This is a genomic window from Streptomyces sp. Root1304, from assembly GCF_001426405.1.
In the GTDB taxonomy this organism is placed as follows: Bacteria; Actinomycetota; Actinomycetes; order Streptomycetales; family Streptomycetaceae; genus Streptomyces.
The window spans coordinates 86,410-110,684 of the sequence record NZ_LMEP01000022.1 but is presented as its reverse complement, the minus strand read 5'-3'; the positions used below and the strand labels follow the sequence as shown (position 1 = coordinate 110,684).

26 protein-coding genes and 3 pseudogenes are annotated in these 24,275 nt (G+C 71.1%); 23 read left to right on the top strand and 6 right to left on the bottom strand.

The window, feature by feature from the left end; translation table 11 throughout:
- The first annotated feature begins 47 nt into the window (after positions 1–47).
- The 4 genes from ASD33_RS19980 (at position 48) to ASD33_RS19965 (ending at position 3,041) form a co-directional block, all read left to right on the top strand.
- Positions 48–356: a metalloregulator ArsR/SmtB family transcription factor gene (locus ASD33_RS19980; RefSeq protein ID WP_030076694.1), complete on the top strand. Its 309-nt coding sequence runs from the start codon at positions 48–50 to the stop codon at positions 354–356.
- Positions 353–1,438, top strand: coding sequence for an ACR3 family arsenite efflux transporter (gene arsB, locus ASD33_RS19975; RefSeq protein ID WP_056561979.1), 1,086 nt, complete (start codon positions 353–355; stop codon positions 1,436–1,438). The genes ASD33_RS19980 and arsB overlap by 4 nt, the downstream gene beginning before the upstream one ends.
- Positions 1,439–1,513: 75 nt before the next feature.
- On the top strand, positions 1,514–2,605 hold the full coding sequence (locus tag ASD33_RS19970) for an ArsO family NAD(P)H-dependent flavin-containing monooxygenase (protein ID WP_056561977.1): 1,092 nt from the start codon (positions 1,514–1,516) through the stop codon (positions 2,603–2,605).
- A gap of 55 nt (positions 2,606–2,660) precedes the next feature.
- Positions 2,661–3,041, top strand: coding sequence for a metalloregulator ArsR/SmtB family transcription factor (locus tag ASD33_RS19965; RefSeq protein ID WP_063991977.1), 381 nt, complete (start codon positions 2,661–2,663; stop codon positions 3,039–3,041).
- Between the two features lie 10 nt (positions 3,042–3,051).
- On the opposite strand, the gene ASD33_RS19960 is transcribed toward ASD33_RS19965, so the two are convergent.
- Positions 3,052–3,465, bottom strand: coding sequence for an arsenate reductase ArsC (locus ASD33_RS19960; protein ID WP_107103762.1), 414 nt, complete (start codon positions 3,463–3,465; stop codon positions 3,052–3,054).
- 88 nt (positions 3,466–3,553) lie between these two features.
- Here ASD33_RS19960 and ASD33_RS19955 point away from each other — a divergent pair, with 88 nt between their 5' ends.
- The 7 genes and pseudogenes from ASD33_RS19955 (at position 3,554) to ASD33_RS19925 (ending at position 9,580) form a co-directional block, all read left to right on the top strand.
- Positions 3,554–3,862: a metalloregulator ArsR/SmtB family transcription factor gene (locus tag ASD33_RS19955; RefSeq protein ID WP_056561973.1), complete on the top strand. Its 309-nt coding sequence runs from the start codon at positions 3,554–3,556 to the stop codon at positions 3,860–3,862.
- A 534-nt stretch (positions 3,863–4,396) separates the two neighbouring features.
- Positions 4,397–5,659 carry an ATP-grasp domain-containing protein gene (locus ASD33_RS19950; protein WP_056561971.1) on the top strand — a complete coding sequence of 421 codons (1,263 nt, stop codon included), beginning with the start codon at positions 4,397–4,399 and terminating at the stop codon, positions 5,657–5,659.
- A gap of 43 nt (positions 5,660–5,702) precedes the next feature.
- Entirely contained in the window at positions 5,703–6,722 is a 1,020-nt protein-coding gene (gene mtnA / locus ASD33_RS36390) for an S-methyl-5-thioribose-1-phosphate isomerase (RefSeq protein ID WP_056561969.1), read from the top strand.
- The gene (gene mtnB / locus ASD33_RS36385) at positions 6,719–7,381 is read left to right on the top strand and encodes a methylthioribulose 1-phosphate dehydratase (RefSeq protein WP_056561967.1); all 663 of its coding nucleotides are present in this window, start codon (positions 6,719–6,721) and stop codon (positions 7,379–7,381) included. Before mtnA ends, mtnB begins: the two co-directional genes overlap by 4 nt.
- Positions 7,382–7,405: 24 nt before the next feature.
- The gene (locus tag ASD33_RS19935) at positions 7,406–7,981 is read left to right on the top strand and encodes a cupin (RefSeq protein ID WP_056561966.1); all 576 of its coding nucleotides are present in this window, start codon (positions 7,406–7,408) and stop codon (positions 7,979–7,981) included.
- Complete coding sequence (gene mtnC / locus ASD33_RS19930) at positions 7,981–8,766, top strand: acireductone synthase (protein ID WP_056561964.1); 786 nt, start codon at positions 7,981–7,983, stop codon at positions 8,764–8,766. Before ASD33_RS19935 ends, mtnC begins: the two co-directional genes overlap by 1 nt.
- Positions 8,759–9,580, top strand: a pseudogene (locus tag ASD33_RS19925) (S-methyl-5'-thioadenosine phosphorylase). Before mtnC ends, ASD33_RS19925 begins: the two are co-directional and overlap by 8 nt.
- An 80-nt stretch (positions 9,581–9,660) precedes the next feature.
- Here the strand turns inward: ASD33_RS19925 and ASD33_RS19920 are convergent.
- Both ASD33_RS19920 and ASD33_RS19915 read right to left on the bottom strand, forming a co-directional pair.
- Complete coding sequence (locus ASD33_RS19920) at positions 9,661–10,173, bottom strand: GNAT family N-acetyltransferase (protein WP_056561962.1); 513 nt, start codon at positions 10,171–10,173, stop codon at positions 9,661–9,663.
- 130 nt (positions 10,174–10,303) lie between these two features.
- Positions 10,304–11,425 (bottom strand): permease, encoded by a 1,122-nt coding sequence (locus tag ASD33_RS19915; protein ID WP_056561960.1) that lies wholly within the window; start codon positions 11,423–11,425, stop codon positions 10,304–10,306.
- Positions 11,426–11,823: 398 nt separating this feature from the next.
- Here ASD33_RS19915 and ASD33_RS19910 point away from each other — a divergent pair, with 398 nt between their 5' ends.
- Positions 11,824–12,153, top strand: a complete 330-nt coding sequence (locus ASD33_RS19910) for a metalloregulator ArsR/SmtB family transcription factor (protein WP_229832930.1) — start codon at positions 11,824–11,826, stop codon at positions 12,151–12,153.
- A gap of 11 nt (positions 12,154–12,164) precedes the next feature.
- On the top strand, positions 12,165–12,560 hold the full coding sequence (locus tag ASD33_RS19905; protein ID WP_056563076.1) for a metalloregulator ArsR/SmtB family transcription factor: 396 nt from the start codon (positions 12,165–12,167) through the stop codon (positions 12,558–12,560).
- 100 nt (positions 12,561–12,660) lie between these two features.
- Here ASD33_RS19905 and ASD33_RS19900 read toward each other — a convergent pair whose 3' ends face one another.
- Positions 12,661–13,023: a metalloregulator ArsR/SmtB family transcription factor gene (locus tag ASD33_RS19900; protein ID WP_056561958.1), complete on the bottom strand. Its 363-nt coding sequence runs from the start codon at positions 13,021–13,023 to the stop codon at positions 12,661–12,663.
- A 67-nt stretch (positions 13,024–13,090) separates the two neighbouring features.
- Positions 13,091–13,492 (bottom strand): hypothetical protein, encoded by a 402-nt coding sequence (locus tag ASD33_RS19895; protein WP_157870058.1) that lies wholly within the window; start codon positions 13,490–13,492, stop codon positions 13,091–13,093.
- Between the two features lie 258 nt (positions 13,493–13,750).
- Between ASD33_RS19895 and ASD33_RS19890 the strand changes: the two genes are divergently transcribed.
- The 7 genes and pseudogenes from ASD33_RS19890 to ASD33_RS19860 all read left to right on the top strand — a co-directional run bounded on the left by ASD33_RS19890 (position 13,751) and on the right by ASD33_RS19860 (position 20,273).
- The gene (locus ASD33_RS19890; protein WP_242427111.1) at positions 13,751–15,118 is read left to right on the top strand and encodes an NAD(P)-binding domain-containing protein; all 1,368 of its coding nucleotides are present in this window, start codon (positions 13,751–13,753) and stop codon (positions 15,116–15,118) included.
- A gap of 46 nt (positions 15,119–15,164) precedes the next feature.
- Positions 15,165–15,629, top strand: coding sequence for an ArsI/CadI family heavy metal resistance metalloenzyme (locus tag ASD33_RS19885; protein ID WP_056561954.1), 465 nt, complete (start codon positions 15,165–15,167; stop codon positions 15,627–15,629).
- 7 nt (positions 15,630–15,636) lie between these two features.
- Positions 15,637–16,305: pseudogene (locus tag ASD33_RS19880) on the top strand (MFS transporter); the annotation flags it as partial.
- A gap of 401 nt (positions 16,306–16,706) precedes the next feature.
- The gene (gene panD, locus ASD33_RS19875) at positions 16,707–17,171 is read left to right on the top strand and encodes an aspartate 1-decarboxylase (protein ID WP_056561952.1); all 465 of its coding nucleotides are present in this window, start codon (positions 16,707–16,709) and stop codon (positions 17,169–17,171) included.
- A 36-nt stretch (positions 17,172–17,207) separates the two neighbouring features.
- Positions 17,208–17,567 (top strand): annotated as a pseudogene (locus ASD33_RS19870) (GNAT family N-acetyltransferase); the annotation flags it as partial.
- Positions 17,561–18,247 carry an arylsulfatase gene (locus ASD33_RS19865; protein WP_242427109.1) on the top strand — a complete coding sequence of 229 codons (687 nt, stop codon included), beginning with the start codon at positions 17,561–17,563 and terminating at the stop codon, positions 18,245–18,247. The pseudogene ASD33_RS19870 and the gene ASD33_RS19865, both read left to right, overlap by 7 nt.
- A gap of 466 nt (positions 18,248–18,713) precedes the next feature.
- The gene (locus ASD33_RS19860) at positions 18,714–20,273 is read left to right on the top strand and encodes a transglycosylase family protein (protein WP_056561947.1); all 1,560 of its coding nucleotides are present in this window, start codon (positions 18,714–18,716) and stop codon (positions 20,271–20,273) included.
- Here the strand turns inward: ASD33_RS19860 and ASD33_RS35085 are convergent.
- On the bottom strand, positions 20,154–21,209 hold the full coding sequence (locus ASD33_RS35085) for a DMT family transporter (protein ID WP_277922094.1): 1,056 nt from the start codon (positions 21,207–21,209) through the stop codon (positions 20,154–20,156). The two genes, ASD33_RS19860 and ASD33_RS35085, sit on opposite strands and share 120 nt — an antisense overlap.
- Before the next feature lie 235 nt (positions 21,210–21,444).
- Between ASD33_RS35085 and ASD33_RS19855 the strand changes: the two genes are divergently transcribed.
- The 3 genes from ASD33_RS19855 to ASD33_RS35835 all read left to right on the top strand — a co-directional run bounded on the left by ASD33_RS19855 (position 21,445) and on the right by ASD33_RS35835 (position 24,267).
- Complete coding sequence (locus ASD33_RS19855) at positions 21,445–22,224, top strand: (2Fe-2S)-binding protein (RefSeq protein WP_056561945.1); 780 nt, start codon at positions 21,445–21,447, stop codon at positions 22,222–22,224.
- A 75-nt stretch (positions 22,225–22,299) separates the two neighbouring features.
- A complete protein-coding gene (locus ASD33_RS19850) occupies positions 22,300–23,784 on the top strand; it encodes an SDR family NAD(P)-dependent oxidoreductase (protein WP_056561944.1) in 1,485 nt (494 codons plus the stop codon).
- Between the two features lie 312 nt (positions 23,785–24,096).
- Positions 24,097–24,267 (top strand): hypothetical protein, encoded by a 171-nt coding sequence (locus ASD33_RS35835; RefSeq protein ID WP_199863557.1) that lies wholly within the window; start codon positions 24,097–24,099, stop codon positions 24,265–24,267.
- Positions 24,268–24,275: the final 8 nt, after the last annotated feature.

Sequence of the window (24,275 nt, the reverse complement as noted above, 5' to 3'; positions counted from 1 at the left end):
TCAGCCCCGGCTGGTATCAGCAGCGAGTGATGTGACAGTATCAGTCCATGATGACGTCAGTCGATACTGATCTGATCCGGGTTCTGGCCGATCCGCTCAGGCTCCAGATCGTGACTCTGCTCGCCCGCGAGACCCTCTGCACCACCCATCTCGTGGAGGAGACGGGCGCCAAGCAGACCAACCTCTCCAACCACCTGCGCGTGCTGCGCGAGGCCGGTGTGGTGGAGACGGAGCCCTGCGGTCGCTTCACGTACTACCGCCTGAAGCCGGACGTCATCGCCCAGCTGGCCGGCCAGTTCGCCGACCTGGCCGCATCCGCCCGTACCGCTGCCGAGAACAAGAGGGCCTGTCCGTGACCCCCACCCAAGCCCCTTCTCGGGCTGTGGATTCCTCAGTCGTCGCGAAGCTGTCGACGCTGGACCGCTTCCTCGCCGTCTGGATCCTCCTCGCCATGGGCCTCGGCCTCGGGCTCGGGCGGCTGATCCCCGGCCTGAACGACGCTTTGGCCAAGGTCGAGATCGGCGGCATCTCGCTGCCCATCGCCGTGGGCCTGCTGATCATGATGTACCCGGTCCTCGCCAAGGTCCGGTACGACAGGCTCGACGCCGTCACCGGCGACAAGAAGCTCATGGTCTCGTCGCTCGTCATCAACTGGATCCTCGGCCCGGCACTCATGTTCGCCCTCGCCTGGATCTTCCTGCCGGACCTGCCGGAGTACCGCACCGGCCTGATCATCGTCGGCCTTGCCCGCTGCATCGCCATGGTGATCATCTGGAACGACCTGGCCTGCGGTGACCGCGAGGCCGCCGCGGTCCTCGTCGCGCTGAACTCGGTCTTCCAGGTCGTAGCCTTCGGTGCCCTTGGCTGGTTCTACCTCGACCTGCTGCCCGGCTGGCTCGGCCTCGGCGAGGGCGAGACGCTCGACATCTCGATGGGGAAGATCGCCCTGAACGTCGTCATCTTCCTCGGCGTTCCGTTGGTAGCCGGATTCCTCACCCGCCGGATCGGTGAGAGGAGGATGGGCCGCGAGCAGTACGAGACGAAGTTCCTGCCGAAGATCGGGCCGTGGGCGCTCTACGGGTTGCTTTTCACGATCGTCATCCTCTTCGCCCTTCAGGGGAAGACGATCACCTCGCAGCCGCTGGACGTGGCGAGGATCGCCCTCCCGCTCCTCGTCTACTTCGCGGTGATGTGGTTCGGCACCTTCGCCCTCGGCAAGGCCATCGGCCTCACCTACGACCGCACCGCGACGCTCGCCTTCACCGCCGCCGGCAACAACTTCGAACTCGCCATCGCCGTCGCCATCGCCACCTTCGGCGTCACCTCCGGTCAGGCCCTCTCCGGAGTCGTCGGCCCCCTCATCGAGGTCCCGGTCCTGGTCGCGCTCGTGTACGTGTCGCTGGCCTGGCGCGAGAGGTTCGCCCCCGCCCGGCCGTAGCCCCGCAGTGTCGCTACTCTGCGCCTCGCCCCTCCACCGGGGCGAGGCGCAGCCGGATGAAGGGAAGCCGAGGGGATGAGCAAGGCGCTCGACGTCGTCGTGATCGGTGGTGGCCAGGCGGGACTCGCCGCCGGATATCACCTGCGCCGCCTCGGCGGCCTCGACTTCACTGTCCTCGACGCTCAGACCGCGCCGGGCGGGGCCTGGCAGCACACGTGGGACTCGTTGCACCTCTTCTCGCCGGCGGCGTACTCGTCCCTGCCCGGTCGCCTCATGCCGCCGCAGCAGGGGGAGACGTACCCCGGGGCCGCCCACGTCGTCGACTACCTGACCGACTACGAGCAGCGGTACGAACTCCCCGTACAACGGCCCGTTCGCGTCGAGGCGGTCCGCCGTGACGGCGAGCACCTGCGCGTCGAGACCGACTCCGGTGTCTGGCGCGCCCGCGCCGTCGTCAGCGCCACGGGAACGTGGTCACGGCCCTTCCTTCCCTCCGTCCCGGGCCGCGGTTCCTTTCAGGGGCGGCAGCTCCACACCGTCGAGTACCGCACTCCCGGTGAGTTCGCCGGAATGCGGGTCATCGTCGTCGGCGGCGGGAACTCCGGAGCACAGATCGCCGCCGATCTCGCGTACGACACCGATCTCACCTGGGCCACCCAGCGGCCCGCGCGGTTCCTCGCCGACGACATCGACGGCCGCGCCCTCTTCGACCACGCCACCGCCCGCCGGCGTGCCCTCGATGAAGGCCGTGCCGACGGCGGGGGAGTCGCTTCGCTCGGTGACATCGTCGCCGCCCCACCCGTACGCGAAGCCCGCGATGCGGGCCTCCTCAAGGCGCAACCGATGTTCACGCGTGTGACGGAGACCGGTGTCGAGTGGGCCGACGGTACGCGGGCCGAGGCCGACGCGATCATCTGGTGCACCGGCTTCCGTCCCGCTCTCGCCCACCTCGCCCCGCTCGGGCTCCGCGGTCATCGGGGACACACCCCCACCCGGGGAACGGAGGCTCTCGGAGAGCCACGACTCCATCTGCTCGGGTACGGCGACTGGACCGGGCCCGCCTCGGCCACCCTTGTCGGCGTCGGCCGCCCCGCGCGCGAAGCCGCGCGGGCGATCACCGCCCTTCTGCGCCGAGACGGTGCGAGTGAACGGATGGTGAACTCCTGACGGATATCGATCATCGGATTGGTCGTGGGATCTTGTCGACTCGTATGGTGTCAGGATGGCAATTCCTGCGGTGGGTATACCGATCGAGGACGTGAGTGCGGAGCGCTGTGTTCCGTGCTCCCCGAGACCGCTGATCGACCGCGGCGAAGTCGAGCTGCTGACAGCCCAGTTGAAGGCGATGGCCGACCAGACCCGCCTCCAGATCGTCCACCTCATCGACCAGTCGCCGACCGGAGAGCTCTGCGTCTGCGACCTGACCGAGTCGCTCGACCTGGCGCAGCCCACGGTGAGCCGTCACCTGAAGATCCTCACCACGGCAGGGTTGCTGCGCCGTGAACAGCGAGGAACCTGGGCCTGGTTCTCGATCCGCTGGGATGCTCTTCGGGAGCTCAGGAAGCGTGCCTTCCCCCAGAGCGTCGACTGCGCGTCGTTCTGACCGTTCTGGTTCAACGCGCCCGCGCCGCGTCCATCTCCGCGATGAGATTCTCGACGAGGCCCCTGATGGCGTCGCGGATGGGGCGCACCGCCTCCACCCCTTGCCCGGCCGGGTCGTCGAGCTTCCAGTCGAGGTAGCGCTTGCCGGGGAAGACCTCGCAGGTGTCCCCACAGCCCATCGTGACGCACACGTCCGACTCGCTGACGGCTTCCGTGGTGAGGATCCTGGGGACCTCCGCGGACATGTCGATACCGACTTCGCGCATCGCTTCGACCGCTGCCGGGTTCACCGCCGAGGCCGGTGCGGAGCCCGCCGAACGGACTTCGATCCGGTCGCCGGCCAGGTGGCGAAGCCACGCGGCGGCCATCTGGGACCGGCCGGCGTTGTGAATGCAGACGAACAGAACAGAGGGCATCCGGGGCACCCATGTCTCCTCAAACGGGTTGCAGTGCAACGGTGTTGGAAAATCCTGCGGTTGGCACCGGTTGTGCTCGGTGTGTCACGATCAGGCCATGCTGACGTCGGTGAACGCGGAACTGCTGAGGGCCCTGGCGGACCCTCTGCGGCTTCGCATCGTGTGCCTGCTCGACCGTGAGTCGCTGTGTACGACTCACCTCGTCGAGGAGACGGGCGCGCGGCAGACGAACCTGTCGAACCATCTCCGGGTTCTCCGGGAAGCGGGCGTCGTGGAGACCGAGCCCTGCGGGCGTTTCACCTACTACCGGCTGCGCCCCGAGGCGCTGACCGATCTGGCCTCGTTCTTCGGCGGTCTGGCCGACGGAGGGCGTGAAGCTCCTGTGGCCCGACGGCCTTGCGGATGAGGCCCGGCCGCTTCTCCTTCGGAGCGCCCGCGCCGTCCCGGCGTCCACCGGCTCGTGGCCCCGCGCGTTGCGGGGCACGATCCGTGCGGGAACGCTACTCCTTCCCAGCCTTTCTGGCGACCCGGTGTGGGTGGTTCGGCCGTGTCGGACAGGTTGCCCCGGAGCCATCCGCCGCGTCTGAATCATCGATGGCCGCCGATCGAATTTCGCCGCCCGTCGCACGTCGCAGGAGTCGCAAGGCGTGCGGACGCTCTTCCCTCCTATCGATCTCATCTGCGTGAACGCCCACACTGGGTAACCTGAACAGCCTCCGCAGGCACCCGCAGAGGCGGGCGAACCGGGGCAGGGGTGCCATGTGGCCGTGACGCCTGGAGAGGGGTGCCCCTTCGGCCATTCATCGATCTATTGACATACATCGCTTGATCCTGGCATGGTTCCGGCCGTCGGCCGACAGTGCCGTTGCCGATCTGGCCCCTGCCCCGTTCCGTCGGCCGGCCCCGGCCCCGACCACACGTCGACGCAAAGGTTCCCGCCATGGCCGCCACGCCCCACCCGCACTCGCCCACCACCGAGGCACCGGTCCTGCTCCTCATAGGCAGCGGTGACCGCCGCTACCGGGAGTACATCGTGGCGGCCGTGTCGCGCCACTTCCGCCTGTGGCTCCTCGACGCCTACGAGCCGAGCTGGCAACTGCCGTACGTGCAGGGGACCTCGCTCCTCGACACCAAGGACCTCGACGCACTCCTCACCGAGGCGAAGAAGGTCATGCAACAGCTTCCCGTCGCTGGAGTCTTCACCTACGACGAGTCCCTCGTGCACGCCGCCGCCCGCCTTGCCGAAGCCCTCGGCCTGCCCGGAAGCGCGCCCGACGCGGTGCTCTCCTGCCGGGACAAGGCGACCACGCGGGCGCGGCTGACGGCCGCCGGCGTCCCGCAGCCGGCCTGCACCCCGGTCTCCACGGCGGCCGAGGCGCGCCGCGCGGCCGACGCGACCGGCTACCCCGTGGTGGTCAAGGCCCGTGGACTCGCCGGCAGCCTCGGTGTCGTCCGGGCCGACCACGGCGACGCCGTCGAAGCGGCCTTCGAGGCGGCCAGCTCCGCCAACTGGCCCGGAGTGCCCCGTTACGAGGCCGACGTCCTGGTCGAGGAGTACCTCACCGGTCCCGAGATCAGCATCGACGCGGTCGTCGTCGACGGCGTATGCACCCCGATGATCGTGGCGCGCAAGCAGACCGGCATGGACCCGTACTTCGAAGAGACCGGGCACACCGTCGACGCCGCCGACCCCCTCCTCCAGGACGCCGAACTCCTGGACCAGCTGGACCGCATCCACAAGGCGCTCGGCTTCGAACACGGTGCCACGCACACCGAGTTCAAGCTCACCCCCAAGGGGCCGCGCCTCGTCGAGATCAACGCGCGCCTCGGCGGCGACTTCATCCCCCTCATCGGGATGCTCGCCACCGGCACCGACCCGGCGGTCGCGGCCGCCCACGTGGCGGCGGGGCTCACCCCCGACACCGCGCCGAAGGCACAGAGGACCGCGGCCATCAGGTTCCTCTACCCGGAGGCCGACTGCGAGGCGGTCGAGGTGACCGTCCGCACCGACCTCTTCGGGACCACGGTGCACAGCGCGGTCGCGACGGCAGGCCCCGGCACCCGGCTGGCACTCCCGCCCCGGGCGTACATGAACCGGTACGGCTACGTCATCGCCGTCGGCGAGGACCCCGAGCAGGTGACCGCCGACCTGGAGGCCGCGCCCGCCCTGGTCGAACTGCGGTCGCGCCCCCTGACCGACTGACCGGTTCCACCTTTCAGGCCCCAAGGAGCCGCCGCCCGTGAGCATGCCCTCCGGCCAGCCGTCATTGCGCTGGGAAGACAACGCGATCGTCACCCTCGACCAGCGCGCGCTGCCCCACGAGAGGCGGCTTCTGCGCCTGGACACCGTGGACGACGTCGTCACCGCCATCACGACGCTCGCGGTACGGGGCGCCCCCTCCATCGGACTCGCGGGCGCCCTGGGCGTCGCGCTCTCGGCGTACGCCCACTGCTCGCCGGGCATCAGCGGCGGTGGGCAGCAGGCCGTGCGCGCCGACGCCCGGCGGCTCGCCGCCGCCCGCCCGACGGCCGTCAACCTGGCATGGGCCGTCGACCGGGCTCTCGGAAGGCTCGCCGACGGCCCGGACGCGGTCCTGGTCGAGGCCACCGCCATGATCGCCGAGGACCGGGCGGTCAACCGGCAGATGGTCGCCCATGCGGTCCAGGCCGTACTGGACCGCTGCCCGCAGCGATCCCTGCGACTCCTGACCCACTGCAACACCGGCCGACTCGCCACCGCGGCCGTGGGCACCGCCCTCGGCACGATCCTCGCCCTCGCCGACGCCGGAAAGGTCACCGAGGTCCTCGTCGACGAGACCCGGCCACTCCTGCAGGGAGCCCGGCTGACGGCCTGGGAACTGGCTGAGGCCGGCGTGCCGCACCGCGTGTGCGTCGACAGCGCGGCCGCCGCTGCCATGAGCCAGGGGCTCGTCGACTGCGTCCTCGTCGGAGCCGACCGGATCACCGCGCGCGGGGACGTGGCCAACAAGATCGGCACCTACGGACTGGCGATCGCCGCCGCCCACCACGGCATCCCCTTCGTCGTCGTCGCCCCCGAGTCGTCGTGGGACAGGTCTCTTGTCGACGGCCGGGACATCGTCATCGAGGAACGTGCCGCGGACGAGGTGACCTCCTACGGCGAGGTCCGCACCGCGCCACGCGGCACACGCGCGTACAACCCCGCCTTCGACGTCACCCCGGCTTCCCTGATCACCGCGATCGTCTCCGAGCACGGTGTCCACCACGCATCCGAGGTAAGGGCATGAGCTACGCGCCGTCCACCGCCGCCGGCAAGCAGACCGCCCAGCAGTTGGCCGACATCTCCCGCATCCTGTACGAGCGCGGGTGGATGCCGGGCACGTCCGGCAACATCTCCCTGCGTCTGCCCGACGATCCCGGCCGGGCTCTGATCACGGCGAGCGGCCGGGACAAGGGCGAACTGACCGCCCGGGACGTGGTGGAGGTCGACGCCCTCACCGGCCGGGCGTCCCCTCCCGGCCAGGACCGCCCCTCGGCGGAGACCTCCATCCACGCGGCGGTCTACCGAGTCACCGGAGCCCGCGCCGTCATCCATGTCCACTCCCCGTACGCCACCGTCGTCGCCCACCGTGCCGCTGCTCCGGACGCCGTCTCCTCGGTACGAGTGGATCGCTTCGAGCTGCTCAAGGGGCTGGGGCTGAAGGACCCGACCTCCACGGACCTGCCGGTGTTCCCCAACTGGCCCCAGGTCGACCGGATCGCCGACGACGTCGCCGCCCATCTCGCGGTCGACCGGGAAGGTCCGCCCGGCCTGCTTCTGGCCGATCACGGCATCACCACGTGGGGCGACTCGCTGGGCCAGGCGAAGAACCGGCTCGAATGCCTCGAGTCGCTCTGCCAGCTGCTCGTGCTGTCCCGGTCCGAGCTGCGCGTCTTCCGTGCCTGAAGAACCCGACGACAGGACCACACCATGACCTTGCTGCAGATCATGCCGGACGACGCACCGGACACCGTGCTGCTCCGCACACGGGACGAGGAGACCATCGCGCAAGCCCTGCGCGAGAGGTCGGTCTCCTTCACCCGCTGGCCGCTGCGTGCACAGGTGACCCCGCAGACGTCGTCCGAGGAACTGCTCGACGCCTACCGGGCCGAGGTCGACGAACTGTGCGCCGGCCAAGGACTGCGCCTCGTCGACGTCGCCCGTCTGCACCCCGAGGAGGGAGCGGAGTGGCAGGAGCGCGCGGCCAAGGCCCGGTCGACCTTCCTCGACGAACACCGGCACGCCGAGGACGAGGTCCGGTTCTTCGCCCAGGGCACCGGCTGCTTCTACCTGCACCTGGACGACCGCGTGTACGCCGTGGTGTGCGAGGCCGGTGACCTGCTGTCGGTCCCGGCCGGCACCCGGCACTGGTTCGACATGGGACCCGTACCGGACTTCTGCGCCATCCGGTTCTTCGAGAAGGAGGACGGCTGGGTGGGCGACTTCACCCAGGAGCCCATCGCCGAAGGCTTCCCCCGCCTCGACGTGCTGCTGCGGGAAGGCTGATGCCGGGCAGCCGACAGGCCCGAGTTCCCGACAACGGGCCGCCGCGGGCCGTCGTCCTCGACATCGAGGGAACCACCGGCTCCCTCAGCCACGTACGTGACGTCCTCTTCCCCTACGCGCGTGAGCGGTTCGCCCCCTGGTTCGCCGCACACCGCGGCACCGCACCCTGGCGGCAGATCCTCGACGCGGTCACCGCCCACACCGGGACGGCCCACGACGAGGCGAGCGCTCTGGTGCTCCTGGAGCAGTGGGCCGACGCCGATGTGAAGGCGGCGCCGCTGAAGACGCTGCAGGGCCTGATCTGGGCCGGCGGCTACGCGGCGGGCGAGCTGCACGGTCACGTGTACCCGGACGTGCCGCCCGCACTGGAGCACTGGAAGGCGCAGGGCGCAGGCCGCTTCATCTACTCCTCCGGCTCCGTGGCCGCCCAGCGGGACTGGTTCGGCCACACTGCCCACGGCGACCTGCGCCCGCTGCTCGACGGCTACTTCGACCTGACGACAGCCGGCCCCAAGGCGGACGCCGACTCCTACCGTGCGATCGCGGTGGACCTGGGGCACGCCCCCGCCGACCTGCTGTTCGTCAGCGACGTCGGAGCCGAGCTCGACGCCGCGGCCGAGGCCGGCTGGCAGACGGTCGCCGTGCGCCGCCCCGACGACGAACGCGCGGCGGTGACCGGCCATGAGGCCGTCGCCTCTCTCACCCCACTCGTTTCCCGGCCCGGCCCGGGTGGGCCGGCGGCGCCGGTCGACACGCACACGCAGGAGGACCCGAGCGATGAGTGATCCGTCCGACACGGCGCCGAAGGCCGACATCGCGGTCATCGGCGGCAGCGGCTTCTACGAACTCCTGGAGTCGGTACAGCGCGTCGAGGTCACCACCCCCTACGGCTCACCCTCCGACGCGGTGTCCATCGGCACCGTCGGCGACCGCAGAGTGGCCTTCCTGCCCCGGCACGGCAGCCACCACGAACTCCCGCCGCACCGCATCAACTACCGCGCCAACATGTGGGCACTGCGCTCGCTGGGGGTGAGGCAGGTCCTCGCACCCTGCGCCGTGGGTTCGCTGCGCGGGTCTCTCGGCCCCGGAAGCGTCGTCCTCCCCGACCAGCTCGTCGACCGGACCGCCGTCCGCGTCCAGACGTACTACGAGCACGGTGCCACCCACGTGTCGTTCGCCGACCCGTACTGCGCGTCGGGACGGGCGGCCGTGCTCAAGGCCGCGGGAGAAGCGGGCGCGGACGTCCATGACCGGGGAGTGATGGTGGTCGTCGAAGGGCCACGGTTCTCCACCCGGGCCGAGTCCCAGTGGTACGCCGCGGCAGGCTGGTCCCTGATCAACATGACCGGGCACCCCGAAGCCGTACTCGCCCGTGAACTCGCCCTCTGCTAGACCTCCATAGCTCTGGTCACGGACTACGACGCCGGTGTGGAGCGCGGAGAGGGCGTCTCGCAGGACGAGGTGTTCCGGGTGTTCGCGGCGAACGTGGAACGCCTGAAGAGCCTGGTCCTGAAGACCGTCCACGTCCTGGACCGCGAGCGGGACTGCGCGTGCGCCACGGCGCTGGACGGAATGGACCTGCCGTTCGAGCTCCCCTGACACGGCGGTCGGTACGGGCCGGAGCCGTACCGGCCAGGAACACCCGGGCTGATGCCGGTCACCGTGGTGACCGGCATCGGTCAATCGACCACCTGGCTGCGGCGCTCCACGAGCAGGACGTCGCGCCAGACGCCGTGGTGTCGGGCCACGCGCTCCCGTCGGCCCAGTACGCGGAACCCGACGGACTCGTGCAGAGCCAGGCTCGCCGTGTTCTCGGGGAAGATGCCCGCCTGGATCGTCCAGATCCCCGCCTTCTCCGTGGAGACGATCAACGCTTCGAGAAGCGTGCGGCCGACGCCGGCTCCGCGTGCCGTGGGACCGACGTACACGGAATGCTCGACGACCCCCGCGTAGGCGGGACGAGCCGAGACGCGGGACACGGCCGTCCAGCCGACTACCCGCCGTTGCCGGTCGAGCGCCACGAACCGGTGCGCCGCCAGCTTGGCGGTGTCGAACGCACTCCACGGCGGCGCGGTGGTCTCGAACGTGGCGTTGCCCTCGTCGATGCCCTGCTGGTAGATCGCCATCACGGCGGGCGCGTGGTCGTCGGTCATCGGGGCCAGGGTGATGTCCGGGCGCGGTGATGCGGTCATACGTGTTCCTTGCCTCGGTGCGCTCCCGTAGGCGGGGTCCGCACGGTATTCGTCAGCGGGTACGGCGACGCTCCTGCGGCGTCGGGGGTCGCCGCAGGAGCGTGGGTGGGGGGTGAGGAGGAGTACCGGGTCAGAGCAGGGGCAGCGTGACGAGACCGATGCCCACGCTGCCGAGGAGGCCCACGCCGAGGTAGAAGACGAAGACCTTCGTCTTGACGACGCTCTTGACGGCCACCATGGCCGGGATCGTCGTGAGGGCACCGCCGAGGAGGAAGGTGACGCCCGCCGCCGCGACCATGCCCTGGTCCAGGAGGCCCTCGACGACCGGGATGGCGCCGACGCCGTTGAGGTAGAGCGGGACGCTGATGAGCCCGGCGACCAGGACGGAGAGGACGCCGTCCGTGCCGAGGATGCCCGAGACGACATCGGTGGGCACGTAGCGGACGATCAGGGCCTCGAGGACGATGGCCAGGAGCAGCCACTTGCCCAGGATCAGCGAGTCGCTGACGATCTCCTTCAGGATCTCGCCGGCGCGGAGGTTCTTGATGTCCCGCCGCACGAGTACGCGCCACGGGGTGCCGTCGTCCTCCACGTCGTTCCGTGCTGCGGTGGAGCAGCCACCGGCCGCGGGCTCGGTCTCCCGCGCGGCGCTTCCGCAGCCGCCCTCGGACGTCCCGCCGCCCGCGCTGCCACCGCCGACGGTCACGGGCTCGGGGACGGTCGCCTTCGCCGTCGAGCACGCGGATTCGGGAACGGTCACCGTCTCCTGCGAACAGGTCTGGGCGGGCGTCTTCTCCTCGGTGGAGTCGAGCAGCGGGTCGGCGAACCGCCCGCGCCGTTCGAGCGCCAGGACGATGAGACCCGCGCCGAAGCTGAGTACCAGGGCGCCGACGAGGCGGGCGGTGGCGATGGGGATCCCGAGCTGGGCGGCGGAGAGCGCGTAGATCTCCGGGTCCATGGAGGGGGAGGCGATCCAGAACGACATGACCGCCGAGAGCGGAACGCCGGCTATCAGGAAGCGGCGGATCAGCGGGATCACGGTGAAGGAGCAGAAGGGGCTGAACGCTCCGATGGCCGTGACGATGGCGATGCCGAGGACGCCCCTGCGCCCGTGGGCGAAGCTGCGGCGCGCGACCACGTCGATCGACAGACGCTGTACGGCGATCCCCAGGACGATGGCGACCAGGAACCACGGGAGATAGTGCAGCACCTCGAACAGGATGAACCGGCCAAGGGCCAGCAATTCGTCCACAGGTGAACCTCTCTGAGACGGTGACACATGAGGGAAGCGGCGCCGTGAAGGTACGTACGGGGGACGTGCCGAGACGCATGGGGAGGCTCGATCGGCACCCCCTTTATCGAATATCGATGATAGACGATTAAAGGGAGGTCCGGCAATGGGGATCCTGCGTCCCTCGTCGCACCGAAGGGGCCCCTCCTGTGGTTTCGGTGACCGCTGGCGGAAGGCGGGGCTTGTTCCCAGGTCGCGCTGGCGCAGCTGCCTTCCATGCGAGGCTTACGCGGTCGCTGGCGCTAGCGGATTCGGGCGCAAGCGAGATCCCGGTGGCCCTCCGTGAGTCCTCTATGAGGCCTCTCTGTACGGAGTGAACCTTGCCGTCGCGGGTGGTCATCGAATAACATCGATGGATCATGAGCGGTACGATGAATGCCCAGCTGATCGACCGGACCACGGCCGAGTCCTACGCGACCTGGTTCAAGGCCCTCTCCGATCCCACCCGCGTACAGATCCTCAATCTCCTCGCCCTGGCGACGGGGCCGATGAGTGTCGGAGAGATCGTCGACCGGATGGGCGTCGGACAGTCGACGGTGTCCCACCACCTGAAGCTGCTCGCCGACGTGCGGTTCGTCCTGCGCGAGCGCCAGGGGACCTCCATGCTCTACTCCATCAACGTCGCCTGCGTGGCCTGCTTCCCCAGTGCCGCCGACGCCGTCATGGGCCGCCCCGCGGCCTCGGCGTGAGGACCGGCCCCTTGGCCGAGTCGACCCCGCGCATATCCGGTCCGACCGCTCCTGCCTGCTGCCCGCCCATCGTGACCGCCGCGCTGTCCGAAGGGGACGCCGAGATCATGGCGGCGATGTTCAAGGCACTGTCCGACCCCGTCCGGCTCCGCCTCCTGTCCAGAGTGGCATCGCACCCCAACGGCGAGGCGTGCGTCTGCGACATAGCCGACGTGGGCGTCTCCCAGCCCACGGTCAGCCACCATCTGAAGAAGCTCCGGGAAGCGGGCCTCCTCACTTCGGAGCGGCGCGGCACCTGGGTGTACTACCGCCCTGCATCGGGCGTCCTGGCTGCGCTCGGCGAGTTTCTCGCCGACACCGAGAAGGCCGGCAAGGAAGAGATCGCTCCGGCCGTCCAGGTCTCCTGACGTCCGGCGTCGCTGTCCCTGAGCCTGGGGAGGGGCGCCGGTTCCGTCGTGGCGCGGCTGTCTGTGCGTCGGCGCGCTTCGCGCCGCGCTCCGGAACCTCTCATGCCGAGGCGGCCTTGGTGAGGAGGGCTCCCATGGCCGCGAGGACGGCGGGCTCGACGCGGTAGTACACCCAGGTGCCCCGCCGTTCCGAGGTGAGGAGCCCGGCTTCCTTCAGCTTCTTCAGGTGGTGGGAGACCGTGGGCTGGGAGACGCCGACATCGGAGATGTCGCAGACGCAGGCCTCTCCGCCTTCGTGTGAGGCGACGGAGGAGAAGAGTCGCAGCCGGACCGGGTCGCCCAGCGCCTTGAACATGACGGCGGTTCGCTCGGCCTCTTCGGCGGTCAGCGGCCGCTCGTGCAGAGGCGGGCAGCAGGGCTCTGTATCGGGCTCCAGCACCGGCAGCATCTTCACGTTCGACATATGTCTATGTTGACACACGTCGAACCAACAGTCCGAGGATCCAGGGGGGCGGGACGGCTCGGGGTCGCTATGACGCGTAGCGCCACGGACCGTCTTCGCAGTCGACGCGAACCCCGTTCTCGTAGAAGCAGAACTTGACCCGCAGTACGTCCTCGGTGTGCGTCACGGCCTTGCCGGAGTTGCCGGATCCGTTGTCGTCGATCTGGTCGGAGTAGGTCAGGCTGCTCTTCCACTGGATGTACGCCCCGATCGCGGAGCCGTCGGCGTTTCCGTCGTACACCCATACCCATGACTGGTTGCCGGCCTGGTTGGGGCCGTTGTCGACTTCGATCCGGTTGTTGTAGAAGGTCCACTCGCACCGCCACCCGCTACAGCCGTCCGCGGCGGCGGGGCCGGCAGACAGCGCTACCAGCCCGGTGGCGGCCATCGCGATTCCGAGGAGGCGCGAGCGCCTCGATGTCCGAGTCATGGCAAGCGAGCGTACTTCTGCAACCTGGGCCGCACCCAGTCTCGTTCCAGCCGTACTGACGTGGTCGTCGCAGGCTTCGGCCGGAGCTCGCGCGGCTGTGCCACCCGGCGCCCGCCCTGTGCGGTCGGGAGGTCTTGCTCGGCCGGCGGGTGGCCCGGAGCGGTGAATTCGATGAGTGTCTATGTTGACGCTTGTCGAATCAAGTGCCAAGCTGAAGGTGCAAGAGATCGACGAATGTCGAATCAAAGGGGAAGAGTCGTGAACGTCACCGCCACCGACCGGCTGCCTGTCGTGGTCATCGGAGCCGGACCCGCCGGCCTGGCCGCTGCCGTGCACCTCGTCGACCGGGGGCTGGAAGCCTTGGTGCTCGAGGCCGGCGCCCAAGCGGGAGCGGCGGTTCGGGAGTGGTCCCACGTGCGGCTCTTCTCAGCATGGGGCGAGGTCATCGATCCGGTCGCCGAGAAGCTCCTGGCCCCGACCGGCTGGGTGAAGCCCGACGCGGACACCTACCCGACCGGCGGAGAATGGGCCGCCGCCTATCTCCAGCCGCTCGCGGACGTCCTCGGCGACAGGGTCCGGCTCGACGCGCGGGTCACCGGAGTATCCCGCACGGGCCGCGACCGTGTGGTCGACGTCGACCGTGACAAGCAGCCCTTCACCGTGCACATCCAACACGGCGACGGCCGCGAAGAGCGCGTCCTCGCCCGGGCCGTGATCGACGCCTCCGGTACATGGTCCACTCCGAGCCCGGCAGGCGGCGACGGACTCCCGGCCCTCGGCGAACGTGCAGCGGCGGAGCGGATCTCCTACCGGGTTCCCGACCTCAAGGACCCCGCTGTGCACGCCCGTTACGCGGGCAGGCGCACCGCCGTCATCGGCTCCGGAGCCTCGGCCTTCACGGCGCTCGCCTCGCTCGCCGCCCTCGCGAAGTCCCGGGACGGCGCGGACACCCGTGCGACCTGGATCCTGCGGCGCAGTATCTCGGGCAGCACTTTCGGCGGAGGGAGCGCCGACCAGCTCCCGGCCCGTGGCGCCCTCGGCCTCGCGGCGAAGGCCGCGGTCGACGAGGGGTACGCGGACGCCGTCACCGGCTTCCGTACGGACGCGATCGAGCGCGACGGCGAGCGCCTGGTGCTGGTCGCCGAGGACGGCCGTCGGCTCGACCCCGTCGACGAGGTCATCGTCCTGACCGGCTTCCGCCCCGACCTGACGTTCCTCGACGAACTGCGTCTGGGACTCGACGAGCGGCTCCAGGCCCCCGTCGGGCTCGCCCCGCTCATCGACCCGAACCAGCACTCCTGCGGCACCGTCTACCCGCACGGCGTGAAGGAGCTGGCGCATCCGGAGGAGGGTGTGTACCTCGTGGGGATGAAGTCCTACGGCCGTGCTCCGTCCTTCCTGGCTCTCACCGGCTACGAGCAGGTCCGCTCTGTCGTCGCCGCCATCGCCGGCGACCGGCAGTCCGCCGAGCGCGTCGAACTCGTACTTCCCGAGACCGGCGTCTGCGGCGGCGCCGGCCTCTTCGACCAGCCCACCGACACCTCGACCGACGGCGGTGGCTGCTGCGCGAGCCCGGCGGCGCTCCAGATCGGTGTCGGATCCCCGGCTGCCTCCGGCGGCTGCTGACCCTGCCTGTCCAACCCATTTGCCCGCCCACAACTGGAGGATCACGATGTCCCGCGTACAGCTCGCCCTGCGCGTTCCCGACCTGGCGGCATCCGTCGCCTTCTACACGAAGCTCTTCGGTACGGAACCGGCCAAGCTCCGTGAGGGCTACGCCAACTTCGCCATCGCGGAACCGCCGCTCAAGCTCGTCCTCGTCGAAGGTGAAGAGAACGAGGACACCCGTCTGGACCACCTCGGCGTGGAAGTCGGCACCACCGAGGCGGTTCACGCGGCCACCGCCCGGCTGGGCGAGGAGGGTCTGGCGACGACGGAGGAGAACGACACCACCTGTTGCTACGCCGTCCAGGACAAGGTGTGGGTCCACGGCCCCGGCCGTGAACCGTGGGAGGTGTACGTCGTCAAGGCCGACGCCGACACCCTGCCCAAGCAGCAGGGCAGCACGTGCTGCGCCGGCACCGCCACCACCGACAGCGATGCGAGTGAACCGGTCGCCGCCGGCGGATGCTGCTGATCCCTCGATGGCCGACCTTCATGCCCGCGGGGCCGCGACCGGAGCAGGGGACCGATCGCGGCCCCGCGCCGTCCTGCCCGCGCTCTGCGCCACCCAGATCACCAGTTGGGGCATCCTCTATTACGCCTTCCCGGTCCTGAACCCGCAGATCACCGCCGACAGCGGCTGGTCCACCGGCGCCACCATGGCCGCGTTCTCACTTGCCCTGGTCGTCTCCGGCCTCACGGGAATCCGGGTCGGCCGGATCATCGATCGCCGCGGCCCACGCACAGTCATGACGGCAGGCTCCACGGCCGGGGCCCTGAGTCTGGTGATCGTGGCCCTGGCCCCGAACCTGCCGGTGTTCTTCGCCGGGTGGCTGCTGGGCGGGTTCGCCATGGCGGCCACCTTCTACCAGCCCGCGTTCGCCGCACTCACCCGCTGGTGGGCCCCGGATCACGTCCGAGCCCTCACGGTCGTCACCCTCGCCGGCGGCCTCGCCTCCACCGTCTTCGCCCCGCTCACCGCGGCGCTGTCCGACCACCTGTCGTGGCGCGAGACCTACCTCGTGCTGGCGGCGATCCTCGCCACCGTCACGATCCCGGCCCATGCGATCGCCCTCAAGGGTCCCTGGCCCCCGGCAGCACCGTCACCCGTCGATACCGCCGAGAGCCCGAGCGCCGTAGCCCGAAGCCGACCGTTGCTGCCGAGGCTCTCGGGCGCGGCAGGCAGCGAGCCGACTTCTGGAGCGGTCGAGCGTCGACTGGCTGATGGGCAGAGGGGCCGTGTTCCGTAAACCGGGTCGAGGACAGTCCCCGGCAGGTCGGTGGTGCATGGGCGCACGAGGTCCGGATGCACGGCCTGCGCATGCCTGATGGGTCATCAGGCAAGTCGGCGTTCGGTCAGCCTGAGTCCCCGCGCGTTCCGGGGTGGTCGTCCCAACAGGCGCCGCTGCTAAGGGAAACCCAAGACAGGAAGCTGTCCAGCTCGACCGGAGCGATGTTCCTCACAAACATCGCTCGGCGCGTCCCGGTGTAGGGTCGAGACCGCCCTTGACCTGCAGAAAGCAGGCAGGGAGCCGTCTTCGAGGAGTCCACAGTGCTGCGCACTCTGTTCAAGTCCAAGATCCACCGTGCGACCGTGACCCAGGCGGATCTGCACTACGTCGGATCCGTCACCGTCGACGCCGCGCTCATGGAGGCCGCCGACCTGCTGCCCGGTGAGCTCGTGCACATCGTCGACATCGACAACGGGGCCCGGCTGGAGACCTACGTCATCGAGGGCGAGCGTGGGTCCGGTGTCATCGGGATCAACGGCGCCGCCGCGCATCTCGTGCACCCCGGTGACCTCGTGATCCTCATCAGTTACGCGCAGGTCGAGGACGCCGAGGCCCGGACGTTCGTCCCGCGCGTCGTGCACGTCGACGGCGACAACCGCATCGTGGAACTCGGGGCCGACGCGTCCGCGCCCGTCCCCGGGAGCGACACCGTGCGGGCTCCGCACGCCGTGCCCGCGCCCGCCGCGGAGCCCGGCACCCCGGAATCCGTACCCGTACGGGTCTGAGGGCGGGCCACGTACCGGTCCCGTCCGACCGAACCCAGGGAGCAGCCTCACATGGCCGAGCTGAAGATCCGCGACGACCGCCCCGCCGGGCGCCTGGAAGCCTTCGACGGCGACACCTTCGTCGGTGTCGTCATCTACTCCGTCCTCGACGACGAACCCCACGCGCTCGTCGCGGTGCACACCATCGTCGAGGAGGCACACGAGGGGAAGGGGATCGCCGCCGCGCTCGTACGCGAGTTCTACGCGATCGCCGCGGGCGAGGACGTCCCCGTCGTACCGCTCTGCCCGTACGCCGCCGCCTGGGCCGAGCGCCACCCGGACGAGGCCCCGGTCGCCCCGGCCGACGTGGTCCGTGCGGCGAAGCGCCGGCTGAAGGCAACCCCGGACCTGTGGTGACTCCGATCGGCACCCTCGCCCTGCTCCACACCTCACCGGTCCACGTCCCCGTCTTCGACGGGCTGCGCGACCGGCACCACCCCGGGCTCGTCCTGCGTCACCTCGTCGACGAGGAACTGCTGGAACGAGCCCGGTCGGCGGGGCCCGACGCGGTCGCCGAGCCGGTGGCCGCCGCGCTCGCGGCGGCCGTCGCGGACGGCGCCGACGCCGTGCTCTGCACCTGCTCCACGATCGGCGGGACCGCCGAACGCCAGGCGGCCCCGCTCGGCGTACCCGTGCTGCGCGTCGACCGCCCGATGGCCGCCGAGGCCGCCCGGTACCGCCGGATCATCGTCGTGGCCGCCCTGCGCTCCACCCTGGAGCCCACCATCGACCTCATCGCCGAGGAGTCGGGACGGTCCGGACCCGAGACCTCGTTCATCAGCACCGTCGTGGTCGAGGGCGCGTGGGAGCTGTTCGAGGCGGGGGACAGGGACGGCTACCTCGACGCCGTGGCGGCCTCCGTGGACCGCGCGCCCCTGACGGAAGGCAGCGTCGTCGTCCTCGCCCAGGCCTCCATGGCCGACGCCGTCGAGCGGATGTCCACCCGGCGGCCCGTTCTGGCGAGTCCACGCCTCGGGCTCGCGGCGGCCGCCGACGCCGCCGCCGCGTCGGCCGCGGCCCGCGCACGACGCGACTGACCCCGTTCCGACACGGCGATGCGACGCGACCGCCTCCGGTCCGACACGGCGACCGCCGCGGAACCGACCCCCCTTCCGACCCGAAGGGCGCGGCCCGGCGGGCGCCGTTCGGTCCGGCGGGCCACCCTGGAGGAAGACGGAACCCGTCGACCGAGAGGTCCCGCCATGACGCACCCCTACCCCGACCCGCTGCCGCCCTCGCCCATCCCCCCGCCGGTGCCCACCCCGCCGCCGGTACCCCCGCCGAACCCCGTCCCGGTCCCTCCCGACCCCGATCCCTCCCCGGCTCCCCAGCCCGGCGGACCCGTACCGGAGCCCGAGCCTCAGCCCCAGCCGGGTCCGGCCGGCGACGGCCCCGCGTCAACGCCGAGATGACGTACGACGCTTGACGTTTTCGCGTATCGCTTGTCACGGAGCGTGCGCCACCCCTAACTTGGACGGCTGTCGCTGTGTTCAAGGGGGGCCCATGGCCGTACGCGGACGTCACCGCCGCCACCAGCCGAGCCGGATCAACCGTGCCTCGCTCACCGTCACCGCGGGAGGCGCCGGCATGGCGCTGCCGCTGATCGGCGCGGGCACCGTCCACGCCGCCTCGCTCGACGTCTGGGAGAAGGTCGCGGCCTGCGAGTCGACCTCCCAGTGGCAGATCAACACGGGCAACGGCTACTTCGGCGGCCTCCAGTTCAGCCAGTCCACCTGGGAGCGGTACGGCGGCACCCATTACGCCCCGCGCGCCGATCTCGCCTCCAAGGACCAGCAGATCGTGATCGCCGAGCGCGTCCTGAAGGGCCAGGGGCCCGGCGCCTGGCCCGCGTGCGGCCCCCGCGCGGGGCTCGCCCGGGGCGGGCAGGCACCCGAGGTCACCCCCGACGGGAGGACGGCGACGAAGCCGTCCGGCGGTGGTGGGAACACGATGAAGACCGCCTCCCTTCCGGGGCAGCGGGTCTTATCGACCGAATCCGCACACCAGGCCAGGAACGTCGGCCCCACCGCCGTGCCCACCGTCCGTGAGATGTACACGGTGACGCCCGGGGACTCGCTGTCGAAGATCGCCCTCGAAGAACGGGTCCAGGGCGGCTGGCAGGGGCTCTACGACACCAACCGGCCCGTCGTCGGCGACGACCCCGACCTGATCCTCCCCGGCCAGCGCCTGACCCTGCGCATCGCCGCACCGAAGAAGCCCGCGCAGGCAGGGAAGTCCGCGCAGGCAGGGAAGTCCGCGCAGGCGGAGAAGCCGGGGGAGGCGAGGGAGGCAGGCAAGGCGCCCGAGGCGAAGACCGTCGCCGCCCCGAGGACCGGTTCACCCGAGGCGCCCTCCGCCACGGCCCCGGCCGTACGGCCCACCGCTCAGCAGCCCGCCGTGCCCCGCACCCGCCCCGCCGCCGCGCACCCGGCGACGAAGCCCGCCGTGCGGCCCGTGACCAAGCCCGCCGCGAAGCCGGTGACCCGGCCCACGAGGCCGGCCGCGGGCCCCGCCGCCGAACCGGCGGTCAAGCCGCCCGTCGAACCCGCCGCCGGGCCCCGGACCAAGCCGCCCGCCAAACCGGCCGCCAAGCCCACCACGAAGCCCGCCCCCCGCCCCGCCGCCAAGCCCAGGCCCAAGCCCGCCACCACCGACGAGGACCGCTACTCCGCCCCCGTCTCCGCGGGCATCGGCACCCGGTACGGCAAGCCCGGCTCCTCCTGGTCCAGCGGCTACCACACCGGCGTCGACTTCCCCGTGCCCACCGGCACCTCCGTCAAGGCGGTGTCCGGCGGCCGGATCGTCTCCGCAGGCTGGGGCGGCGCGTACGGCTACCAGATCGTCCTCCGCCACGACGACGGCCGCTACAGCCAGTACGCGCACCTCTCCGCGCTCGCCGTCCGCGAGGGCCAGCGGGTCCAGGCGGGCCAGCGGATCGGTCGCTCAGGGTCGACCGGCAACAGCTCGGGACCGCACCTCCACTTCGAGGTGCGCACGGGTCCCGGGTACGGGTCCGACATCGACCCCCTGGCCTACCTCAGGGCCCGCGGAGTCACCTTCTGACGCCGTGGGGGGTGTCCCGTCGATCCGGCTCGGACCCGTCCCCGGGCTCCGTGCCGGATCCGACGCCGAGGGCGACGCGGCCGGGTCCGACGCCGAGGGCGACGCGGCCGGGTCCGTCATCCGGTCGAGCGTCAGCTGCACCAGGCCGCCGGCGGCCACGGCGCCGCAGATCAGCGCCGCGACCGTGCCCGCCGTGCCGTAGCGGAAGCTCTCGCCGAACAGGGTCAGGCCCACGGCGGCGGCGACGACCGGGTTGACCACGGTGACGGTGGCCAGCGGGGCGGCGAGACCGGCGCCCCGGTACGAGGCCTGGGAGAGGAACAGGCCCGTGACGGCCAGGGCCGAGAGCACCAGAAGTCCGGTCCACTCGGCGAACGGCGCCTCGGGCGTCCACTCCTCGGCCACCGCCTTCGTGAAGACCGACGCGATGCCGAAGGAGACGCCCGCCGCGGCCGCGAGGACGATGCTCCGGAGCACCGACCTGCCCACCAGGTGCGCCGCCGTGAACAGTCCGGCCACCACGCCGAAGGTGCAGGCGGTGAGCAGCCACCGGTCCCCGTCGGCCAGGGACCGCCCCTCGGCGCCGCTCGTGAGGCTCAGGAGTCCGGCCAGTCCCGCCGTGGCCATGACGGCCCCGCGCCAGGCCCGCCGCCCGGCCCTGCGGCCGACCAACAGGGCCGCCATGGGCAGCGCGAACACGATCGTGAGGGCGCCCAGCGGCTGCACCAGGCTCAGGGGGCCGTACGCGAGGGCCGCGACGTGCAGGGTCGCGCCGACGCCGTTGAGCAGGACGGACCCCCACCAGGCCGGATTGCGCAGCGGTGCGTAGCGGGGGCCGCCTACGGAGGCGGCGACCCGCTCCTGCACGATCGCCGCGCCCGCGTAGGCGACCGCCGAGACCAGGGCCAGGAGGACGGACAGCACGAGGGGACTCATACCTTCCACGATCTCTCTTCCCGGCCGATCGCGTCGTCGTCCCAGGGGACGTCTTCGCGGATACCACCGACGGAGTACGCGGCCTCCGCGTACGCCCGGAGATGTACACCCGCGCAGGTCAGAACGGGTGCAAAGGGTCATTTTCGAGCCGTTTCGGGAGCGGGGGAGGGCGAGCTACGGTGGCGGAAATTCCGGCACGGCCGGAGACGGACGGCAGCGACAGGAGGGACCGCCGATGGATCTCGTCGAGAGCGGATCGGTGGGCGGGTTCTTCGTCCTCAGGACCACACCGCCGGGGCCGGGGCCGGAGCGGGAGTGGGAGCGGGGGCGGGGGCCGGAGCGAGGGCCAGGGCCGGAGCCGGGGCAGGCCGGGGCGCACCGCCCCCTCGCCCTCCTCTACGCGGGGGAGGGCGGCCCCCTCCACGCGCGTGTGGACCGGGTCGCCGCCCGCCTCGGCGCCCCCGAGCGGCGCGTGGGCGCCTCGGTGGCCCACCTCGGGCTCGCGGCCCGCCTCTGGTCGACGGCGCTCGGCCCGGCCGCCCTGCACGGCCGCTTCCCCGACCTCGACCCCGCCGAGCTGCACTGGGACGGGGCGCTGTCCTCGCCCGACGATCTGTGGTGGTCCGGCTCCGCGACCCGCCCGGCGACCGTGGACGCGCTCCGCGCGGCCGTCCAGGAGGCCCATCTCGTGCCGCTCCACGCGGCCCTCGGCCGCGACGGCCGGATCTCCCCCCGCCTGCTCTGGGGGAACGCGGGCTCCGCCCTCGCCGGCGCCCTGCGCGAACTGACCCGCTGGTCGCGCGCCCACGGGCGCCCGGAGGTGGCCGAACGGGCCGCCGCCCTGGTGACCGGACTGCTGGACCATCCCGACCTCGCCGGCACCGTACGAGGGCCCCGGCTGCGCCGTGCCAGCTGCTGCCTCTACTACCGCTGCCCCGGTGCCGGACTCTGCGGCGACTGTGTCTTCGACCACGCCCCCCGAACGGGTTTGGAGGCGCGGCCCCCCGCTCCGTAAAGTTGCACTTTCGAAAGCCCGCGAACGGCGACCCGCCCACGAACGGCGTACGAGCGAACGAGGAACCCGAAGGCCATGACGGTGACCGAAGAAAACCAGGACTACGGGCCGGGCGTCGACCCCGAACGCCTGGCCGTCTGTCTCGGCGTCCTCGACGAGCTCGACAAGCTGGACGTCGACCACCCGGACGCGATCCGCGTCCGGCGCGCCACCGCCGGCATCTACCGGACGGTGAAGCAGCGCCGCCGCCAGGAGCGCCGGGCCGCGAAGACCGCCAACGACAAGGCGGTCACCGAGGCCACGGCCACCGGCTCCGCGCAGCGCATCGACGACGAGACCGAGGGCATCCTGCCCAGCTCCGTCACCGAGGAGGGCCGGATCGCGGGGATACTCCAGCGCCCCCGGTCCTGCTACGTCTGCAAGACGCGGTTCGTCGAGGTCGACTACTTCTACCACCAGCTCTGCCAGAACTGCGCGGCCGTGAACCGCTCCAAGCGCGAGGCCCGCACCGACCTCACCGGCAAGCGCGCCCTGCTCACCGGTGGCCGGGCGAAGATCGGCATGTACATCGCGCTGCGGCTGCTGCGCGACGGCGCCCACACCACCATCACCACCCGCTTCCCCAAGGACGCCATCCGCCGCTTCAAGGCGATGGAGGACTCCGGGGACTGGATGCACCGCCTGGAGGTCGTCGGCATCGACCTGCGCGACCCCGCCCAGGCCGTGGCGCTCGCCGACCAGATGACCGAGGCGGGCCCGCTCGACATCCTCATCAACAACGCGACGCAGACCGTGCGCCGGCTGCCCTCGGCGTACGCCGCCCTCGTCGACGGCGAGAGCGCGCCGCTGCCCGCCGGGGAGCTGCCCGCCCACCACGTCATCGGCGCGTTCAACTCGGGCGCGGTCGGCGAGCTCGTCGGCTCGTCCGAGCTGCCCGCGGGCGTGCGCGACCTGGAGGCGCAGCAGGTCGCCGACCTGGCCCTGGTCGCGGGCAACGCCAGCATCGCCCGGCACCTCGACGGCACCGCCATCGACGCGGGCGGCCTCGTGCCGGACGTCGTCGAGTCCAACACCTGGGTGCAGAGCATCGAGCAGATCTCCCCGGTGGAGCTGCTGGAGACCCAGCTGTGCAACTACACGGCGCCGTTCATCCTGATCAGCAAGCTGCGTCCGGCGATGGCCGAGGCGGCGCGCAGGGCGTCCAGCGGGCGTTCGTACGTCGTGAACGTCTCCGCGATGGAAGGCGTCTTCAGCCGCGGCTACAAGGGCGCCGGGCACCCGAACACCAACGCCGCCAAGGCCGCCATGAACATGGTGACGCGGACCAGCGGTGAGGAGATGTTCACGACCGACGGCATCCTCATGACCTCGGTCGACACCGGCTGGATCACCGACGAGCGTCCGCACTTCGACAAGCTGCGGCTGGCCGAGGCCGGTTTCCACGCCCCGCTCGACCTGGTCGACGGCGCGGCCCGCGTCTACGACCCGATCGTGCGCGGCGAGGACGGCGAGGACCTGTACGGCTGCTTCCTGAAGGACTACGCCCCCGCCAACTGGTAGCCCCCGTGCAGGGGCCCTGGACGGGCCCCTGCACGCGACGGCTCCCGGAGCCGTCACCAGAGCGCCCCACCGGTCCGGTGGGGCGCTCTTTCGGTTCGCTTCACCCGATCGCGTCACACTTTTGAGCCCGGTAGAGCGCGGACGCGCTCATTTGGTTACTCTGATGTTCACGGTCGGCCACCGAGGAGACACACCGTCCTCACGGCCTTCCAGGGACAGGCCTTTCACCGAGGCCGCGGTCCCGCCCGACGAACGGCGCCACCGCGACCGACCGGCAATGTCCTACAGGTACGCGACACGAAGGAGTGCGCGGTGACACCCGAACTGACGAAGCAGGAACCGAGACCGGCCGAACGCAAGGAACGGCCGCGACGGAACGGCGAGCTGGGGAGCCTCGAAGTGTGGGCCCACGCGGCCCCGATCCGGCTCGCGGGCTACGAGGAGGACCTCGCAGAGCCCCACATCCTGCCCGGCATCGACTGAGTCCTCTC

Excerpts from the sequence above, each read along its gene's own strand:
- ASD33_RS19980 (WP_030076694.1), top strand. The coding sequence starts at position 48 with ATGATGACGTCAGTCGATACTGATCTGATCCGGGTTCTGGCCGATCCG.
- ASD33_RS19970 (WP_056561977.1), top strand. The coding sequence starts at position 1,514 with ATGAGCAAGGCGCTCGACGTCGTCGTGATCGGTGGTGGCCAGGCGGGA.
- ASD33_RS19965 (WP_063991977.1), top strand. The coding sequence starts at position 2,661 with ATGGCAATTCCTGCGGTGGGTATACCGATCGAGGACGTGAGTGCGGAG.
- ASD33_RS19955 (WP_056561973.1), top strand. The coding sequence starts at position 3,554 with ATGCTGACGTCGGTGAACGCGGAACTGCTGAGGGCCCTGGCGGACCCT.
- ASD33_RS19950 (WP_056561971.1), top strand. The coding sequence starts at position 4,397 with ATGGCCGCCACGCCCCACCCGCACTCGCCCACCACCGAGGCACCGGTC.
- mtnA (WP_056561969.1), top strand. The coding sequence starts at position 5,703 with ATGCCCTCCGGCCAGCCGTCATTGCGCTGGGAAGACAACGCGATCGTC.
- mtnB (WP_056561967.1), top strand. The coding sequence starts at position 6,719 with ATGAGCTACGCGCCGTCCACCGCCGCCGGCAAGCAGACCGCCCAGCAG.
- ASD33_RS19935 (WP_056561966.1), top strand. The coding sequence starts at position 7,406 with ATGACCTTGCTGCAGATCATGCCGGACGACGCACCGGACACCGTGCTG.
- mtnC (WP_056561964.1), top strand. The coding sequence starts at position 7,981 with ATGCCGGGCAGCCGACAGGCCCGAGTTCCCGACAACGGGCCGCCGCGG.
- ASD33_RS19920 (WP_056561962.1), bottom strand. The coding sequence starts at position 10,173 with ATGACCGCATCACCGCGCCCGGACATCACCCTGGCCCCGATGACCGAC.
- ASD33_RS19910 (WP_229832930.1), top strand. The coding sequence starts at position 11,824 with ATGAGCGGTACGATGAATGCCCAGCTGATCGACCGGACCACGGCCGAG.
- ASD33_RS19900 (WP_056561958.1), bottom strand. The coding sequence starts at position 13,023 with ATGTCGAACGTGAAGATGCTGCCGGTGCTGGAGCCCGATACAGAGCCC.
- ASD33_RS19895 (WP_157870058.1), bottom strand. The coding sequence starts at position 13,492 with ATGACTCGGACATCGAGGCGCTCGCGCCTCCTCGGAATCGCGATGGCC.
- ASD33_RS19885 (WP_056561954.1), top strand. The coding sequence starts at position 15,165 with ATGTCCCGCGTACAGCTCGCCCTGCGCGTTCCCGACCTGGCGGCATCC.
- ASD33_RS19860 (WP_056561947.1), top strand. The coding sequence starts at position 18,714 with ATGGCCGTACGCGGACGTCACCGCCGCCACCAGCCGAGCCGGATCAAC.
- ASD33_RS35085 (WP_277922094.1), bottom strand. The coding sequence starts at position 21,209 with ATGAGTCCCCTCGTGCTGTCCGTCCTCCTGGCCCTGGTCTCGGCGGTC.
- ASD33_RS19855 (WP_056561945.1), top strand. The coding sequence starts at position 21,445 with ATGGATCTCGTCGAGAGCGGATCGGTGGGCGGGTTCTTCGTCCTCAGG.
- ASD33_RS19850 (WP_056561944.1), top strand. The coding sequence starts at position 22,300 with ATGACGGTGACCGAAGAAAACCAGGACTACGGGCCGGGCGTCGACCCC.